Consider the following 17,623-nt stretch of genomic DNA (forward strand, 5'->3'; position numbering starts at 1 on the left):
CTTCTTGACTGAATTTGCTACTTCCAACCGATACAAGCAAATTATCGGCGAGTGAATGCTCTGCTTTCTCGTGACTCAAGCAGAGCATTTTCACCCGATAAGCAATTTTTGAATGAGGTCAGAGTCTACTTGCTTTGCGTGTTTATACAAATCGCCAGGAAAATGCTCTGCCACTACGAAGGATAGGGCGGGCCTCTCTGCCCGCCCTACAACCAGTTCAGTTATTGCACTCCGAACACGAGATCGTCGCGATCGTTATAACTTCCGGAGGTGCAACTGGAAGCCGTTCCCTGGTATCGGAAATTGCCGCGAACTGCCTGGTTTGCTCCTGCCGGCAGTGTATAGCTGGCCGTAAATGTTCTGACTCCCGCAGCGGAGCACTGCTGGGTACCAATCAGGGTCCAGCTTGGTGTGGCTGCGGTGGCAGTTCTGTAGACATCGATCCGATCAGCCGTGCTGTAGCAGTACACTGTGAAGGTAATTGTTACAGCTTTGCCAGAGGCAAAAGCAGTTCCGTCATTTGTCGCAATCTTCATTCGATCAATCGATTCGTCTACATGATAGGTACCCGAATTTCCATCTATGCAAGAGTCGTTAATCGTGTTCGGTCGATTCGTTTCATTGCCATTTGTCATCGTGCCTCGTCCATTGATCAGCGTTGCTCCCGTGTCGCAGGATTTTCCTCCGCTCGGACACGCCGGCGCCTGATAAGTGGCATTGAATGTCGCTATCAAATCGCCAGCAGCAACATTATTTACAGTCACGTTGACCGCTGTTGATGTCGTTGAATTGTTCGCTGCATCAAAAGCTTTGCTCGTCAAGTTGTGAGCGCCGTTGGAAGTTGTTGTTGTGTTCCAGCTGATGCTATACGGTGAAGTTGTATCCGTTCCTAATAAAGTCGTACCATCCAGATAGAATTCGACTTTCGTCACTCCAACGTTGTCGCTCGCATTTGCGCTCACCGTAACTCCCGTTCCACTAACGGTCGTGCCACTTGTGGGTGCTGTGATGGAGGTTGTTGGAGGCGTTGTGTCCGCTGCCTGATTGACTGCAAAGACCAGGTCATCACGGTCATTGTAGCTGCCGCTTGAGCAGGAGGCGTTCGTACTCTGATACCGGAACTGGGCGCGTATCGCCTGAAGTGTTCCGGTCGATGGAAGTGTGTACGACGCAGTGAATGTCCTGGAGACTCCTCCTGCCGTACAGGCCTGTGTTCCAATCAATGTCCAGGATGGCGAAGCAGCATTCGAGGTGTAGTAAAGATCCAGGCTATCTGCAGTTCCCCAGCACCATGCAGTTGCAGAAATGGTGACAGTCTTGCCGCCCGCTAATGCAGTTCCATCGTTTGTCGATACAGACAATCGATCCAGAGACTCATCATTATGGTAGGTTCCGGAAGTGCCATCCGCACAACTATCGTTAATTGTGTTCGGCTGATTTGTTTCAGCGCCGCCGCTCATCGTATCGCGGCCGTTGATTATCGACGCACCCGTATCGCATCCGCACGATGTTGTGCCATTGCACCTGGGCGCTTGGAGTGTTCCGTCAAATGCTGCTGCTGCAGGAGTACACCCGCCGCCACCTGATGCGGTTGTGAAGCTAAATATGGAACTATAGGAACCCGCGCCGCAACTATTGTTCGCGCGCGCTCTCCAGTAGTAAACCGTTGAATTCGACAGGGCCGGTGAAACCGTCCACGTGCTGGAAGTGACGTTCTGGGATCGTACAACTGTAGCGCAACTGCTGTCGCTGCATACTTGAATATCGTACGAAGTTGCGCCGGAGACGTCGCTCCAATCCAATGCGGGAGTCGTTGAAACATTCGTTGCATTGTTTACAGGACTCACTAACGAAGGAGTCCCCGGAAGCGTACATCCGCCGGCTGGAGTCGCAGATGCGCAAGAGCTCTGCGCTGGTCCGTAACACTTGTCACCAGCAGTGGAGCCAACAGCTACCACATTGTAATAGTACGTTCGGCCGTTAACGACCTGAGTGTCGGTATAAGAAGTGCCTGTTGGGCTGGCTATTAGCACTTTGCCATAGTTGCAGCCAGCGTGTCCTTCTGTCCGAAGCACCCAGTATTTGGAAGCGCCGGCTACAGCGGTCCAGGAAAGCGCGACCGAATGATCACCAGGCGTAGGTGTTACTGTAGGAGCTGATGTCGGTCCGCTGGAGCATCCGCTATTTACGGGAGTCGGTGTCGAGCAAGCAATATTATGCCGATTGAATGCCGCATAGATAGCGGTCATGTGCGGAGTCCCGTCGTTCACATTTCCGTTGTCATCATCAGCTGCAAGCCATTGCATATAACCGTTTGAGGATCCGCAACCGTTCGACGTTCCCGCGGTACAATCGCACGCGTGCCACGTTCCAACGTTTCCACTTCCTTGATAGAAAATTTTGTTGCCGATCATGAAAGCAGTGTTGGAGTTGTAAGTAAACGGAGCCGCAGTTAAATCGCGCGTAACTAGATCCCACGCTGCCTGCCGTACGGGGGCTGCAGAACAATGAACCTGGCGTCCGCACGGTCCTGTACCGCTGGAACACTGGCCGCAGACAAAGTTTTGGGGTGTATCCGGTGTGTTGGGATTGTGTTTTGCCCAGTCAGCATCGCGCACGCCCGAACAGTTTGTGTCGCAGTGCGTGCCGGTGATGGATTCGTTTGCATTGAAACCTGTACCGTCCGCTGTTTGGCCGCAACCGTCATCCGCCGTCCAGAAGAAACCGTGTCCGACACAGGATGCCTGATAACGATAGATCGCGGCGATATCCGCGTAAGCTTCACTGGAACTGCTGAGAACTCCAGCGGCGTCGTTATCATCCATGCCGTGTCCCCATTCATGATCGAATACCCCAGCAAGCTCACCCGTGTTACGGCATCCACCGCCACTCCGGTAAAAGTTGATTGTGGATCCATTCCAGAATCCATTACATGTCTGGTTGATATTTACGTTCGCCGTTAATTGAGCCTGGAGCCATGTGTTCGTAGGAAGCCAACCGCGCGCTTGTTCAGCGATCTTGTTTACTTCATAGAATGCTGAACGTGCCGAAGCAGTATTTCCCGCGCCGCCAAATCCAGGAGTTGTACAATCATGCTGGCCATTCGTGCCGCCCAGATTCAGACCGCCCGCCTGGCTATAGCTGATCGATCCGCAAGCATCTGAGATTCGAACGTACTTTCCACTTAGAGTTGTCGTTACATTCCCGCTGGTATATTCAAAAACACCCGCACTGTTCGCGAAATTATTCGGAGATGCGAGTCCGGTATTTGCCCAGGGCATGGGGAAATTGGATTGCATAACTCCGCAGAATTCATTCGAAGGACAAACTTCGGTGCTCGTTAAAGGATAAACGCCACCCTGGATCTCTTCCTTCACATATTGATTCGCATCCTGAAACGAAATCAGCTCTTCTGTTTCGGCATCCACCATGACTTCCCATTGAGCCAGATCAGGATCGCGAGAAAAACCGTACGTCCAGACCAAACGGTGGCGGTAACCCTTCCCAACAGGACCATTGAAGGATTCGCCGGACTGATATTCCGCCGGCGCATAAGGAATGATTTCAAGCGTTGCATCTTTCCAGAATTTATCGCGGTGCGATTTTCCATCTACATGCGCAAAACCTTTTTCAATTGCTTTTTCCTTCGGGACTTTTGCGACCGTATCCATGCGCACATCGCCCCAGCTCTCCGTTCCTATTAGGATCAGGTTGCCGTGACTGATCGTAGCGACAATCCTTCCATATCGCACAGGGATTCCTCTCACCTGCTGCGGAATGCTCACCTGCCACAAAGTTTCTGCGACCTGTGTAGCTTGAACCTTACTCATCTGACGAACATCCAGACCAAGAGTTTTGTGATTCTCATGAATGAATTGTTTAAGTACATCCGCCACAACGGCAGCATCGATCTGCTGCACGTTCCGCCCTATTTTGCGCGCAACATCTTCCATTGTCACTCTGTTATCGACTCCATCACCAGGGATCAAAGGAATGTGACCCATGATGTTTGTGGGAGTTGCAGACCGCGGATCGACATATACTCGAAAATGGGACCCGTACTTCGCAAAGAAGCGATCCCACTCTTGACGATTCGGCAACTGCAGAATCACGTTTTCCAGTTCGGCATTTGCGGAACTGATCGAGAGATCCTTTTTAAAGAAAGCTTTGTGTTCCAGTCCCTGGTTTTGTTTGTCCGGCTGAAACGCCCAGCTCGTGGAAAGGAACAGCACAAAAAGAAACAGAGCGGAAAGTTTTGCGCGCATGAAAGACCCTCCTCTAGGTTTTATCGTCATGTGTTCAAAAAAAGTTGCGGGGAGCGGAACGAAATTGCATACGACCAAGACTTCGTTTCACCGTTCCCTCCGTCCACACATTGTTTTGCCGATTGCTTTGCATCATCGGTGCCAAACTCTTTCCCTCGATTCAACTCATTGAATCCACAGGGGTTATCTTGATCGCCCGGCACTGCCCTTCTCGAGCATGGTGGAATCGATTGTTGCGGTCGCACCCATCCAAATCATCTACTCTCTCGAGGACAAAGGAGGGAATGGTTTCGTCGTTGGCGGCAGGAAACAATTGTTGGCAGTTTCCTTTGTAGCGATTGGAATTTCAGTTGCCTTCCACACTCGACTCCATTAAACTTTCAGATTCACAAAATCGCGTGTCGATTCGGTTAGACTAGAAGTTCAAAATTCTAAAAGGATAAAAGAATGAAGTATCAAAAGTTGTACACACTTTTTCTGTTTCTTATTGTTTTCGCATTTCAGCTTACGGCGTGCGCGCAGGACCAACCGAAAGCTGAAACAGCGGCAAAGCCTTCCATGACCCATGAACAAATCGCGACCTACATTCGCAAAGCTTTTAATGTGCCTGCCAATGTGACCATTACCGTAAAGGAAAATGCCGAATCGAAAGCGATTCCCGGCACTTACGCAGTCAATGTGGAATTCAAAGGAGAGAGAGGCAGCCAGACTCAAGAAGCGTGGATCACAAAAGAGAACATGCTTGTTATCGGACGCGTAATGGACATGTCGGTTGATCCGTACAAAAAGAACCAGGAAAAAATTGTATTGGGAACAAATGTTCCGGTAACAGGCGCGCAGGACGCAAAAGTCACCATCGTTGAATATTCCGATTTCCAGTGCCCTTATTGCAGCAATGCGCACGTAACGGTGAAGGATATGCTGAAACAATATGAGGGGAAAGTGAAGGTCGCTTACAAGCATCTTCCTCTAACCAACATTCACAATTGGGCCGAAGAAGCTGCCATTGCTTCAGTATGCGTTCACAAACAGAAACCGGAGACATTCTGGAAACTTTCCGATTATTACTTTACAAATCAGAAAACGATTACCAAAGAAACCCTCGGCGCCAAACTGCAAGAATTTTCGACGCAGGAAGGCTTGAATCATGAAGAGCTAAAAAAATGCATGGCGGATCCTGTGTCCAAACAGCAAGTGACCGCCGATACGACAGAAGCTGGAAGTCTTGGTTTGAGCTCTACACCTTCTTTCTTTGTAAACGGCCGAATGGTAGTCGGAGCGATTCCAGCGGATCAGTTCAAGCAAATCATTGATGAGGCCTTAACGACCCAGTAAAGGTCACATGTCAAGTTCCGATCTGCCGCTTCCCCCTCCCCAAAAAGGAGGGGGAGAGGGGCGGGATATTCCTGTTTTAAGAAACGCTCTTATTCTCACCTCTCTCTTTTTCGTTGTTGAAGCCATTGCAGGATTTGTTACAAACAGTCTCTCCCTGCTTTCGGATGCCGGCCACATGCTTTCGGATATTCTTGCGTTGCTTGTCTGTTTGTATGCCGCAAACATGGCACGACGCGCTCCAACTGCCGAAAAAAGTTATGGCTATTACCGCACAGAGGTATTAGCAGCTCTATTTAATGGTCTGGTTCTTTTCTTAATGATCGGATTCATTTACTACGAAGCGATGTTCAGGATTTTTCAACCTGTGGCGGTCAGCAGCGCTGGGGTGATCGCGGTCGGTGGAGCAGGCCTCGTTGTGAACCTGCTATCAGCCTGGATGCTTCACGGACACGATGATTTGAATGTGAGAGGCGCCTACTATCACGTAATCATGGACGCGCTCAGCTCGCTCGGCGCATTGATCGCAGGAATCCTGATCTATGTGACCGGCTGGCCGGTGTTTGATCCGTTGTTGAGTTTCCTGATCGGCGCTCTCGTGCTTTTCAGCGCATGGTCTCTGATCCGCGACTCTATCAATATCTTAATGGAAGCAGTCCCGAAGCATCTGAATCTAACGCGCATCCGGGAAGAGGTAAAAAGGTTGAATGGTGTTCAGAATATTCATGATTTGCACATCTGGAGCATCGGTTCGAAAGAGCATGCAGTTTCAGCCCATCTGGTGGTCAATCCCGGTTGTGATCCCATTGATGTGCGCACTCGAGTGGAGGATCTTCTTCGCCGCGCTTTCCATTTGGAACACACCACCCTGCAGGTGGAAGTGCAGGAGGATTGCATCGAACCGCACGAATGAGCAAAGTAGCGCCGGCGTCCCGCCTGCGTAGTCGCAGACGAGACGTCCGCGCTACAGCGTTAAAAAAGCGTTGGGGTTGGATCCTTGCTGTGAGTTTTTTCGAAAAGCTTTTGCAGGATTAAAGATTTCCAGTAACCAGGATCATTTACTGTTGTTTCAATCTCAAAATCAGAGAACTTTCCGGAATGCTTCGCCAGTTTAACGACAAGCTCATCGATCGAATTTCCTTTGATGCGCATTGCCTGTTTTCTCTTCCGTTTTGTAACGAGACGCACCCGCCATTTCATTGCCTTTCATCATAACATGCAATAAGATAACAGGAATCGAGAGGTCAGATTTTTATGCGGCTTTTCTCTGTTTTTCTGTTCTTACTTTTCACAGTTCAAACACAGGCACACGATGTATCTGGCACCGTAGAAGTGCTGTTAAAAGGAGAAAAGAAGAAGACCGATCTTTCCTCAGTCATCATTTATCTGGATCCGGTTTCGCAATCGATTATTCCGGAAGAAGCATTGAAGAAGACCTTCACGATGTCCACAAAAAACAAGCAATTCGCACCACGCGCTCTTGCGGTTCCCGTTGGGGCAAAGGTCCAGTTTCCCAATTTTGATTCGATTTTTCACAACATCTTTTCTGTTTCCTCACCCAATCAGTTCGACCTTGGGCTTTATAAGGGAGGCGGCAGCAAGACTCAATCCTTTCAGAAACCGGGAGTCGTAAAAGTATTCTGCAATGTGCATCCGCAAATGTCCGCTACCATCGTTGTCAGCGCGTCGCCCTATTACACCATCGCGGATCAAGCCGGCAACTTCATGCTTGGCGACATCCCGAATGGAAGTTTTCAGCTACGCGCCTTCGCCGAGGAAGGACAGACCGTGAAAAAGATCGACGTAGGAGAGAAAGCTTTGCAGGTCCTCTTGACGATTGACGGCAGGACTTTCAAAAAATTGCGGCACAAAAACAAATTCGGAAAGGATTATTCCTCTACTGATGAACGCTATTAGTAACAGGCGCGGCCTGAGTCTCAATATAAAATTTTTCCTGCTGACAGCGCTGATCATTGTTCTGCTCATCGCTGTCACCATTCTGTTCAGCTCGCGCAGAGCCACCGCGCTGGCTCATGAGACCATTCGCTCTGATTTGAAACAAACACTCTCCGTGTTTGAAACGTTTCAAAAAGACCGTTACGAAAAGTTAAAGATTGCCAACAAAATCATTGCTCAGAATCCTTACATCCAGGCGTACATTCAAGAATCGGATTCCAATAGCATCCTGGATCTTGCCAAACAAACCGAAGAGACGATCCGAAGCGATTTCGTGCTCCTGACAGACGCGGACGGAATTGTTTTGGCGCGCACTGATAAACCGGGAGCAACCGGCCAGAACTTCGCCGATGTGCCTCTCGTTGCAGGAGCGCTGGATGGGGAAGAAGTCAACGGTTTAATGCTGGAGAACCAGAATCTGTACCATGCAATTGCCGTTCCTGTCGTAACGCAGGACATTATTACTGCAGCTCTTGCTATCGGTTATTCGATCAACGACACGCTCGCTATTCAAATCAAAGAAATGACGCACTCGGAAACCGGTTTCTTCATTGAAAAAGATGGCGTATCGCTTATAGCCAGCACGATCACAAGCGAAAAAGAAGATTTGACCCGATCTCTTACGAATGCCGGTAAACCGGATGAGCCCTTTCAATTTCAAATGGGCCCGGAAAAATACGTGGGAGTTTACAGGCCGCTGAAGAATCTTGACGGCAAGATGCTGGGAAGATTTGTAGCTTTCCGTTCGCTGGATCGCGAGTTGTATGGTTTCCGGCAGTTTCAAAAGAACATTCTGATCGTGGGCCTGGGAATGATGGTTCTGGCTTTCATTTTGAGTTTTCTGGGCTCGCGGCGGATCACCGGTCCGCTTCGCAATTTGACGGATGCGGTGAATGAAGTCAAAGAAGGAAACTACGACGTCCCGATTGAAACAACGTCTCGCGATGAAGTGGGAATTCTTGCTGAGTCCTTTCGAAAGCTGCTGGCTCAGCTTAAAGAGAAACAGCAGCTCGTTGAGTATCTTTCGCAACAGCCGACTGTACCCGGAGCTCCCACGATTGGACCGGGGCAAGTATCTTCGAAACACCAAACAACATCACCATCACAATCCTCCGTTTCCATGAGCTCAATCGGACCCGGCTCGGTGATCGCCAACCGTTATGAAGTGCAATCGATCCTGGGGACCGGAGGAATGGGAGTCGTGTTGAAAGCCCTCGACCGGCAGCTCGATGAAGTGGTCGCCCTGAAACTTCTAAAAGGGGAAGTCTTTCAGCAGGATCCCGTCGCTCTGGACCGTTTCAAACAGGAATTAAAGCTGGCGCGCCGCATCACACACCGCAATGTTGTCCGGACGTTCGATTACAGTGAGCTGGATAATTACTACGTTATTAGTATGGAATATGTAAAAGGGATTACTTTAAAACAGCTGATTCGCCAGCGAGGGATGCTTCCTGTCCGGATCGGACTGCAGATCGGCAAACAGATTTGCAGCGCGCTGGATGCAGCGCACGAGAGGGGAGTCGTTCACCGCGACATGAAACCTCAGAATGTGCTTCTGGAAAGCACGGGAGACGTGAAGATCATGGACTTTGGCATCGCGCGCGTGGCCGATATGAAAGGTATGACCTCCACCGGAACAATCATGGGCACACCCGACTACATGTCCCCGGAACAGGCTCAGGGTCTGGATATGGATCAACGCACAGACGTCTATTCTACCGGAGTGGTTCTATTCGAAGTATTCACTGGAAGGCTTCCCTTTTCCGCTGATTCTGCGCTGGTAGTGTTAAACAAACACATCCGTGAAGCTCCGCCAAAACCCACCAGCTTCAATCCAGCCTTGCCTCCGGCGCTGGAACAAGTGCTCCTACGTTCACTCGAAAAAGATCCGGATCAGCGTTATCAGAAAATCTCACTCTTATATGAAGACCTGGAAGCCGTCTCAGCAAAAATCTCCACCGCGCAAGAACGAATCGCGTAGGAAAACCGCCAAGGCGCCAAAACGCCAAGAATCACTCTAATTTGTTTCTTGGCGGCTTGGCGGTTAAAATGACTGCGGTGGAGCCCCAATTGGGTCCTTCTTCAAAAGATTCGACATAATCGGATTTCGCCAGTATAGACCTGACCATCTCTCGCTGAACGCCGATTCCTTTCCCATGAATAATCCGGACAAAACGGAATCCTTTCTCAACGCACTGGAACAGATACTCTTCCACAACCGTCTTTACATCCCGCGGAGCAAACGGATGTAGATCAAGAACATCCGTGATCGGAATCTCTTCCATCAATCCACGCAAGGCGCAGTAAGGCTGGAGGTTTGATCCACAACTTCGGCTTTCACAAAATCAAAAACGATGAAGTGATAACCACGTGGGCGATAGGAAGGAACGGTCAACGCATCGAAATCATACGTGCCGCTTTGTAAGAATTTTTTGGTGAAGTAGTAGCGCGCAACAAGCTGATGCGATGGATATTCGGTCATGTAGGCGGCGGTGTCAGCCACTTGAAGCGAACAGGTTAGCGGTTTCTCAGGGTCCCTGGTGCGGACTTGCAGCTCAACCGTTTCCGAATCAATGACAGGGAGTTTGCGATCAAACGTCAGCAAATAGTTCGAACCGGTACTGGGCTCCTTGGGAACCAACAAAAAGATCACCCGCCCGCCGGCTTGATCCGGATAAACATTCACGAACAGCGTCTTTTGCTCTGTAGTAAAAATCACGCCCTGATAACTTTTATCCAGTTTCTGCAGCGCGGCGTTGTCCAGTTTTTTTACCGCGGCGGCGTAAGTGCTCATGTCTTGAAGTATGTGGGCAACCGTTTCGTATGTGACAGGTTGCGGCGTAGTTGATGTAAAGGAAGGATTCGCAGGCGGTTGTTCCTGATTCTCTTTTTGACCACCACAAGCAATGAACAAAGCGGATAAAAGGACGACGCAACATAGCGTAAACCCGCTGACTTTCATATTTGCCCTCAATTCCGTTCCTACTATAATCTAATCTCGATAAGGAGAAAAGGATAAACAAAGTAGCGCGGGCGTCCCGCCTGCGAGCTGCGCAGACGAGACGTCCGCGCTACTTCAGCAACGACAAAAGGAACCGAAGTGGCAGACTATACAGAAGATCACGCAAAGTCAGGCATTGATGCCGCTCTGCCTGCCATCGAGTGCTGGCCGAACCAGTATGCGGGTTATCAGATCAACATCACCATCCCTGAATACACTGCGGTTTGCCCGAAGACGGGTTTGCCCGATTTCGGAACAATCATCATTGAATATGAACCGGACAAACTTTGTTTGGAATTAAAGTCACTGAAGAACTATATCAATTCTTACCGCACGCTCGGCATCTTCTACGAAAATGCTGTGAACCGCATTTTGCGAGATCTGGTTGAAGCATGCCAGCCGAAGCGGGCCGTGGTCCGCGGCGAGTTTAACGTCCGTGGTGGAATGAAAAGTGTGATTGAAGCGAGGCATCCGGCCCGGAGCTGAACAATTAACCGGTTTTCTGTCGCACGAATCTTACCGACAACAAATATCCTGCTGCTTCAGGCACAGAGCGAATCACAGCTCCGTGCGCTCTCAATTCTTTTTTCTTCAGCTTTTTTGTAAGGGGCTCATTCAGACGGATTCGCAATTCTACTCTTTTGCCAACCGGCAAATTCACTCGATGGTAAAAAGCGCAACCACCTCTGGAAAGATCATGCAGTCTTCCATTGCTTTCAGACGCCGCAGAGTGATCGTCGTTCAGCACAATAATTTTCAAAGGCAAATTCAATTTGACGCGCCTGCCTATGCGTTCGTCCATGTCACTATTTTACCTGCAAAAACAGTTTGTAGAAGCGACTTTAGTCGCTATGAATTTAGCGAATGAATCCGCTACTACGAACGATATAAAAATTCTTCGATGCCGCGAAGCCACTTTGGAATTCCGCGCCATCCCCTTTTCCATCGAAACAAGTAAGCAAAATGGCGCGCGGCCACATTCAAAAAGCTCACGGGGCCTAGCAAACCACTCTTTTCCAGAGCAATCAGATGATTCCGCACCGCGAATCTCGGCAATTCAGAGGCCGGATAGTCGATTCCGGACTTTCCCTGATGATCCACAATCACTTTTGCCTGATGCAATTTTAGGCCTGCCTCCCGGAATTTCAAGCAGAAGTCGCGATCCTCGAAATAATGGAAGTAGCTTTCCTCAAAGCCGCCCACTTTCTTCCATGCCTCGGTTGAAAAAAGAAGGCAGGCGCCCGAATACCATTCCGGCTCTTTTACAGACTGCAAAGCTCCCCATCGTGAAAAACGATACCCGTACAGGAGGCGGTCTTTTTCCCGGAGTACCGGAAAAGTACAATCAGCGCCAGCAGCAGAATGGTCTGCAAACAAATGTTCGATGCCGGCTGCATCCACTTCCACATCAGGATTCAAAGCGAGCACAAGTTGGGGCGGTTCGACTTCGGTGAGTGCATGAGCCACTGCCCTGTTCAGTCCTGCCGCATATCCACGGTTTTCACATTCGAGATATTGCACGCGGTCTCTTTTCGGAAGCGGAAACGAATCATGTAGAACGACAATAATAGGATGAACCAGAGCGCAGCTACTCAAGGATTCGATCAGCCGTTCGGTAAGATCTGAATTTCCGTGATGTACTGTAACTGCGGCCAGACTCATGGGAGAGCGTGCCGCAAACAGCTCTGATAAAAACTGGTCATCTCTCTGGCAATCAGATGCCAGTTAAAATGCAAACGGATTTTTTCCTGCGCCTGCAACAATTCATCGGCCTTTTTCCCTTCCTGAAGGCGTTTGCTGATTGTGTAAGAGAGGACAGAAGAATCACCCCAGGGGACAAGATCGCCCGCGCCGGTCTTACGGATGATCTGTCCGCAGCCGTCATCATCACATACAATCACAGGCGTTCCGGACAAAATTGATTCGAGCGGAACAAGACCGAACACTTCATTGACCGAAGGATACACGGTGATGTCCGCATCCGACAAAGCCTCAAACTTTCGCTGATCATCCAGTAATCCGGTCCACACCACACGATCCTGAAGCCGCAGTTCCAGAACCAATTGTCTGATCCGGGAAGCATAACCCATATCATTTCCCGCAATCACAAGCCTCGCCTGGTCACGAATTCGCGAAAAAGCGCGAACCAGATGCTGCACTCCTTTTCGCGGCGTGATCTTTCCCAGGAACAGAATCATCTTCTCTGAAGGCGCAAGCCCCCATTTCTTGCGGAAATTACCAGTTTCAGAAATGGGAACCTCGCCAATTCCGTTGGGAATTACTTTGATTTTTTCGGAAGGAATCTTCATCCGGCGCATCGCCTTGCGCTCTGCGCCCGAAACGGCCACATAGCCGGCCGCATTATTCAGTTGCCATTTTCCGATCATTAAATCGTAGATCTGTTTGATGAATTGAAACCTCTCAATTCTTGGTATCGTTCCATGACCGCTAAGCACAAATGGTTTTTTCTGCTTCACAGCCGTGCGGGCAAGAAGATCATTCAGAAGATTGCGGAAAGTGTGCAGGTGAAGAATATCCGACTCTGCGAGCAGCCGTTCCGCGTGCTTCAAACCTCCCAGAGGAGTATAAAACTGGAAGTAATAAGCGATTTTATTGCTAAGATTGGGAACACGAACTACTTCAAAAGGGGGTTCACAACCATTCGGACTGTACCGCCGCGATGCGTCCCACACGTCCGTGGTCATCACTGTTACGTGATGTCCCAGATCATGCAGAGCGCAAGACAGCTCATACGCAGAGCGCGCCGCTCCGCCGTAAGACAGTGCGGGATAGAGAAAAGGAATTCCGATCAATATCCGCATGACTTATTTCAAATTGAAAATTGCATATTGCATGTTGAAAGCCGCAGAATGCGAGTCAACATTTTGCAATCTGCAATATGCAATTTTGCAATTATCTGTGTTCATCTGTGGTTTCTCTTGTGCCTTTTTTTACGGTTAACAGAGCCAGCTCGTGCGCGAGGTTCTTTACCTGTTCAGACAATTCGGACAACTTTACCGAAAAATGCAAATTCACAAACAACAAGAACATGAGACCAAATATAAATAATGTAGTGGTTGGCAGAACCGCGCCAACGAATCCGGTAATCCATACAAGCAAGTCATACCAGAACACGAGAACTACGATCGCGCCGGCTGTGAAACTCCAGAGAATAGAATATTCAACTCGAAGCTTTTTGCGCCTCGCCAGATCGATCACAAAAATGAGAAAGAGCAGCGCAAGAACAGTGGCAAAAATACGTTGATTTGCCGGCATGTTCAAGCCTTTCGTAGCATCATTACAAAAATAGAAAGGATCATCTTGAACGCATAATACCAGACTTGTAATCCCTCATGCATGCCGGTCTTGCCTTCCGAGGGATGCATGATTACGGGGATCTCCATAACCTTTAAACGAAAGCGATGCATCAGAATGAGCACATCCAGGTCCGGATAATCCATCGGATAGTAATCCTGGATGGCGATGCTAAGGGCCTTGCGATTCAGAGCCTGGAAACCGGAAGTTGGATCAGTAATCTTCATGCCGGTGAGCCGCTTTCCAATCTGGGAAAGCATAGAACACCCCAACCGCCGGATCACCGGCATTTTGTATTCGGTCCCACCCAAAAATCGGGAACCGACCACGAGATCCGTATCGCGGATACGATCCAGAAGAGACTGAATGCATGACGGATCATGCTGGCCGTCCGCATCCAGCTGGACAACCGCCTCATATCCATTGCGATAAGCATATTTATAAGCCGTTTGCAGCGCTCCTCCATAGCCCATCCAGAACGGTAGCTGAATCAAGGAAACAGCCGGATACTTCTGCACAATCGCCGCAGTCCCATCCGTGGATGCGTCATTGACAACAAGAACCGGATGCTGAGGATACAGGGCGCAGATACTGTCCAGCATGCGACCGATGTTCTCTTCCTCATTGCGCGCAGGGAGGACCAGAATGATTTTCATAAAGGACCGCTCAAGGTGTAAAAGTTAATTCACGCAAACTCAAACGGTGTGGAAGGAAGCACTGATAAAAACGCCGGCGCGACCAGTGAAATTTTCTGCTCAGTTCCCGTCTCTTTCGCAAAAATCGTGGAAGCCCTTTCCATGCCGAAACCTGAGCCTTCCACCAGAGTCCGAGCAATTGCCAGCGGGAGCGGCGTCGCGCAAATTCTCCGGAAACTCCTTTGTGTGAGAGCAAAGCAAGGAGATGAAATAACCATCGCACAGCACTGAAAACCGGATTGAGAATCAGCAGCTCGGCAGGAAAGTATTTCAAGGCCACCCAGAAACGGTTTCTTTCGACAAAATAAAATTTCATAGGGTCGTATTGATCCGTGGATCCTGAATACCTGTGATAGGCAACCGCTGAAGAAACAAAGGGGCACTCCCACCCTGCAAGACGCGCTCTTAATCCGATTTCAGTATCGTCACCATAGAGGTAAAAGTCTTCGTCAAAATATCCGATCTCGCGCAGCGTCTCTGCGCGAAATACGCAGGCGCATCCACTGGGTAAAAGGGCGGTTTGAATCGAATCAAATTGCCCTTCATCCTTTTGCATTCTTCCACGGCCGCGATTGACTCCATCCCAGTACAGAAGATGACCTGTATTATCGATGATGTCTCGCTGGAAATAGGACATCGTTTTCCCTGCGCACATTCCGGTCCCCGGATTTTTAAAAGGCACAACTATGCTCGCAAGCCAGGTCTTTTCCAGGACTGCGTCATTATTTACGAACGCGATCAGTTCGCCTCTCGCACGCAGCAGCGCCTGGTTATTGGCGGGGCCGAATCCACGGTTTAAATCATTAGGAATGACTTCAATCCCGGGAAATCGTTTCAAAATCTCTGTGGAGCCGTCTGTTGAGCCGTTGTCCACCACCAGCACTTCGAACGGCGCATAAGTCTGATTCATCAAGGATTGCAAGCACTCTTCCAGGTACACGAATCCATTCCAGTTAACGACAATGAAGCTCACCAGCGAAGGCATAGGATTTGAAGCCATTTTACCATGGTGATAGACTTGGCGCCTTGGCGTCTTGGCGGTTAACATGCAAAACGAATTTCCGAATGCAAACAACGTGTGCTATTTAAATACAGGCTCAGAGGGATTACTGCCCTTGCGTGCCTTGCGAGCATTGCAAGAAACAGCAGAGATGAAGCAAAAACCTCAGATGCTCGGTGATTCTCAATATTTCGAGATGCCCGAACGTTGCCGCGCCCTCGTTGCACAGATGATCCATTGCGCAGCCGAAGATATCGCTTTAATCCCCAGCACAAGTTATGGAATGAGCATGATGGCGCACTCCTTACCGTTGAACTCTGGAGACGAAGTTGTCATCGTGGAACAAGACTTCCCTTCCAATAATTTTGCCTGGGAGCCACTCCGCGAACGCGGGATCAAAATCCGCACAGTTCCTTTTCGAGCGGATACGGATCAAACAGCCCGGGTCCTGGAATCCCTGATACCACCCGCGCGTGTTCTTTCTCTAAGCGTTGTGCATTTTTTCACAGGATTCCGCTACGACCTGAAACTCATTTCTGAAACTTGCCGTCAAAACAATATTTTCTTGATCGTAGATGCAATTCAAGCGGCCGGAACCATTGAAATGAATCTTCAAGAAACGCACGTCGACGCTCTCTGCGCGGCGGCACACAAGTGGCAGCTCTCCCCTTCCGGCACAGGCTTTCTTTACGTCCATAAAGATTTTAGATCGCGCCTAACATCCCCTGTGAGTGGATGGATGCACAACAAGAATGCAACCCGTTTCCAGGAAACGGATATGTTCACCTACGAACCTGCTTCCAGCACGCGGCGCTATGAACTGGGAACCGCCCCGATCATCCTGTTGGCAGCCTATGAACAGAGCCTTCAGGTATTGCTCGAATCACGCATTTCGTACATTGAAGAACACAACATTAGGCTTGCAGACAAAATGAAAGCATTTTTTCGCGAACTGGGATGGAAGCAACCCGTGACACCGATTCCATCGCCATTCTGTTCTGTTTGTCCTGCCGAACAATACAATGCCACCGACATTCTTCGCGCTCTCGCTGAGCGTGAAGTTTTTGTTGCGGTTCGCGCAAATCATCTTAGAATGACTCCCCACCTGTACAATACGGATCAACACATCGACCGCTTCTGCGAAGAGCTCAAGTCTGTTATAATGAAGTAGCGTCGACGTCCCGCCTTCGAAAGTGCGCAGACGAGACGTCCGCGCTACTTTGTTGAAATAGTTGCAAACGGGTGAAAAAATCATAGCTTCCCTATTGAATCAATAATAGATCTGCCTGATAAGCTGCAGTCATAACTGGAGAGGTAAGACTCATGTCCCGATCTTCACTCGTGATATGTGTCTTTTTGCTTGCCTGTCCCGCTTTCTCGCAAGCAGAAGGAGAGTCTGAGGTTGTTTCAGCGCTTCCTCAAATTGATTTGGAGCTGCTAAGACCCGCTGGAGTCGCTAAACCGGGCCCTGCGCCGACCGACTTTTTGCCGGAGCGTTACGCTTCTATGGTTCTTGGTGCAGCAGTGAAGCATGGCGTGAGCTGGCAGCTCGTGGGTGCTCTGATAAAAGCGGAATCGAATTTCAAATCGAAAGTTACGTCGCACCGGGGCGCCCGCGGTTTGATGCAATTGACTCCCAGAACTGCTTCCCGTTATCGTGTAGCGCCGTCTGAGCTGTACGATCCGTACAAGAATATTGAAGCGGGCGTCAAACATCTCAAAATGTTAATCGAGCGATACTCGGGGGACCTGGAGCTTGCAATCGCCGCTTACAACACGGGCGAATACGCGGTGGATCGATATCGCGGTATCCCACCGTTTCGCACCACTCGCCAATTCGTGAGAAAAGTCTTGAGCCAATACCTCGCATGGCTTTAGCTCAAGGGGGATAAGGAGATAATGGAGATAAGGAAATTATTATTAATTTCAAAAACATCTCCACATCTCTAATATCTCCACATCTCCCTTCTTACCTAACGCGGCATAGCCGACAACCAAAATGATAGCGGAGAGAAGTCCGAATATCGAACAAGGAACTCCGAACCGCAGAAGTCTGGCC

17 protein-coding genes are annotated in these 17,623 nt (G+C 49.5%); 7 read left to right on the plus strand and 10 right to left on the minus strand.

Going from position 1 to position 17,623, the window contains the following annotated elements:
* Positions 1-221: 221 nt before the first annotated feature.
* On the minus strand, positions 222-4,265 hold the full coding sequence (locus L0156_29260) for an Ig-like domain-containing protein (GenBank protein ID MCI0607095.1): 4,044 nt from the start codon (positions 4,263-4,265) through the stop codon (positions 222-224).
* A 447-nt stretch (positions 4,266-4,712) separates the two neighbouring features.
* Here L0156_29260 and L0156_29265 point away from each other — a divergent pair, with 447 nt between their 5' ends.
* Positions 4,713-5,600: a DsbA family protein gene (locus tag L0156_29265; GenBank protein MCI0607096.1), complete on the plus strand. Its 888-nt coding sequence runs from the start codon at positions 4,713-4,715 to the stop codon at positions 5,598-5,600.
* Positions 5,601-5,607: 7 nt separating this feature from the next.
* On the plus strand, positions 5,608-6,510 hold the full coding sequence (locus L0156_29270) for a cation diffusion facilitator family transporter (GenBank protein MCI0607097.1): 903 nt from the start codon (positions 5,608-5,610) through the stop codon (positions 6,508-6,510).
* A 59-nt stretch (positions 6,511-6,569) separates the two neighbouring features.
* Here L0156_29270 and L0156_29275 read toward each other — a convergent pair whose 3' ends face one another.
* Positions 6,570-6,797, minus strand: a complete 228-nt coding sequence (locus tag L0156_29275) for a hypothetical protein (protein ID MCI0607098.1) — start codon at positions 6,795-6,797, stop codon at positions 6,570-6,572.
* Between the two features lie 54 nt (positions 6,798-6,851).
* Here L0156_29275 and L0156_29280 point away from each other — a divergent pair, with 54 nt between their 5' ends.
* Together L0156_29280 and L0156_29285 are read left to right on the plus strand one after the other, a co-directional pair.
* Positions 6,852-7,514 carry a hypothetical protein gene (locus tag L0156_29280; protein MCI0607099.1) on the plus strand — a complete coding sequence of 221 codons (663 nt, stop codon included), beginning with the start codon at positions 6,852-6,854 and terminating at the stop codon, positions 7,512-7,514.
* On the plus strand, positions 7,501-9,534 hold the full coding sequence (locus L0156_29285) for a protein kinase (GenBank protein ID MCI0607100.1): 2,034 nt from the start codon (positions 7,501-7,503) through the stop codon (positions 9,532-9,534). The genes L0156_29280 and L0156_29285 overlap by 14 nt, the downstream gene beginning before the upstream one ends.
* A 31-nt stretch (positions 9,535-9,565) precedes the next feature.
* Here L0156_29285 and L0156_29290 read toward each other — a convergent pair whose 3' ends face one another.
* Together L0156_29290 and L0156_29295 are read right to left on the minus strand one after the other, a co-directional pair.
* Positions 9,566-9,838, minus strand: a complete 273-nt coding sequence (locus L0156_29290; protein ID MCI0607101.1) for a Smr/MutS family protein — start codon at positions 9,836-9,838, stop codon at positions 9,566-9,568.
* Positions 9,838-10,515: a hypothetical protein gene (locus tag L0156_29295; GenBank protein MCI0607102.1), complete on the minus strand. Its 678-nt coding sequence runs from the start codon at positions 10,513-10,515 to the stop codon at positions 9,838-9,840. Before L0156_29295 ends, L0156_29290 begins: the two co-directional genes overlap by 1 nt.
* A gap of 138 nt (positions 10,516-10,653) precedes the next feature.
* Here L0156_29295 and queF point away from each other — a divergent pair, with 138 nt between their 5' ends.
* Positions 10,654-11,040, plus strand: a complete 387-nt coding sequence (gene queF / locus L0156_29300; protein MCI0607103.1) for a preQ(1) synthase — start codon at positions 10,654-10,656, stop codon at positions 11,038-11,040.
* Positions 11,041-11,044: 4 nt separating this feature from the next.
* On the opposite strand, the gene L0156_29305 is transcribed toward queF, so the two are convergent.
* The 6 genes from L0156_29305 to L0156_29330 all read right to left on the minus strand — a co-directional run bounded on the left by L0156_29305 (position 11,045) and on the right by L0156_29330 (position 15,549).
* Positions 11,045-11,356, minus strand: coding sequence for a PilZ domain-containing protein (locus L0156_29305; GenBank protein ID MCI0607104.1), 312 nt, complete (start codon positions 11,354-11,356; stop codon positions 11,045-11,047).
* Positions 11,357-11,430: 74 nt separating this feature from the next.
* Positions 11,431-12,216, minus strand: a complete 786-nt coding sequence (locus L0156_29310; GenBank protein ID MCI0607105.1) for a glycosyltransferase family 2 protein — start codon at positions 12,214-12,216, stop codon at positions 11,431-11,433.
* Positions 12,213-13,376 (minus strand): glycosyltransferase family 4 protein, encoded by a 1,164-nt coding sequence (locus tag L0156_29315; GenBank protein ID MCI0607106.1) that lies wholly within the window; start codon positions 13,374-13,376, stop codon positions 12,213-12,215. The genes L0156_29310 and L0156_29315 overlap by 4 nt, the downstream gene beginning before the upstream one ends.
* Positions 13,377-13,467: 91 nt before the next feature.
* Entirely contained in the window at positions 13,468-13,830 is a 363-nt protein-coding gene (locus tag L0156_29320; protein ID MCI0607107.1) for a DUF2304 domain-containing protein, read from the minus strand.
* Positions 13,831-13,832: 2 nt separating this feature from the next.
* On the minus strand, positions 13,833-14,525 hold the full coding sequence (locus tag L0156_29325; GenBank protein ID MCI0607108.1) for a glycosyltransferase family 2 protein: 693 nt from the start codon (positions 14,523-14,525) through the stop codon (positions 13,833-13,835).
* A gap of 10 nt (positions 14,526-14,535) precedes the next feature.
* A complete protein-coding gene (locus L0156_29330) occupies positions 14,536-15,549 on the minus strand; it encodes a glycosyltransferase (protein MCI0607109.1) in 1,014 nt (337 codons plus the stop codon).
* A 61-nt stretch (positions 15,550-15,610) separates the two neighbouring features.
* Between L0156_29330 and L0156_29335 the strand changes: the two genes are divergently transcribed.
* Positions 15,611-16,735, plus strand: coding sequence for an aminotransferase class V-fold PLP-dependent enzyme (locus L0156_29335; GenBank protein MCI0607110.1), 1,125 nt, complete (start codon positions 15,611-15,613; stop codon positions 16,733-16,735).
* A 152-nt stretch (positions 16,736-16,887) separates the two neighbouring features.
* Positions 16,888-17,442 (plus strand): lytic transglycosylase domain-containing protein, encoded by a 555-nt coding sequence (locus L0156_29340; GenBank protein ID MCI0607111.1) that lies wholly within the window; start codon positions 16,888-16,890, stop codon positions 17,440-17,442.
* The last annotated feature ends 181 nt before the right edge of the window (positions 17,443-17,623 follow it).

Source organism: bacterium (genome assembly GCA_022616075.1).
GTDB lineage: Bacteria > Acidobacteriota > HRBIN11 > JAKEFK01 > JAKEFK01 > JAKEFK01.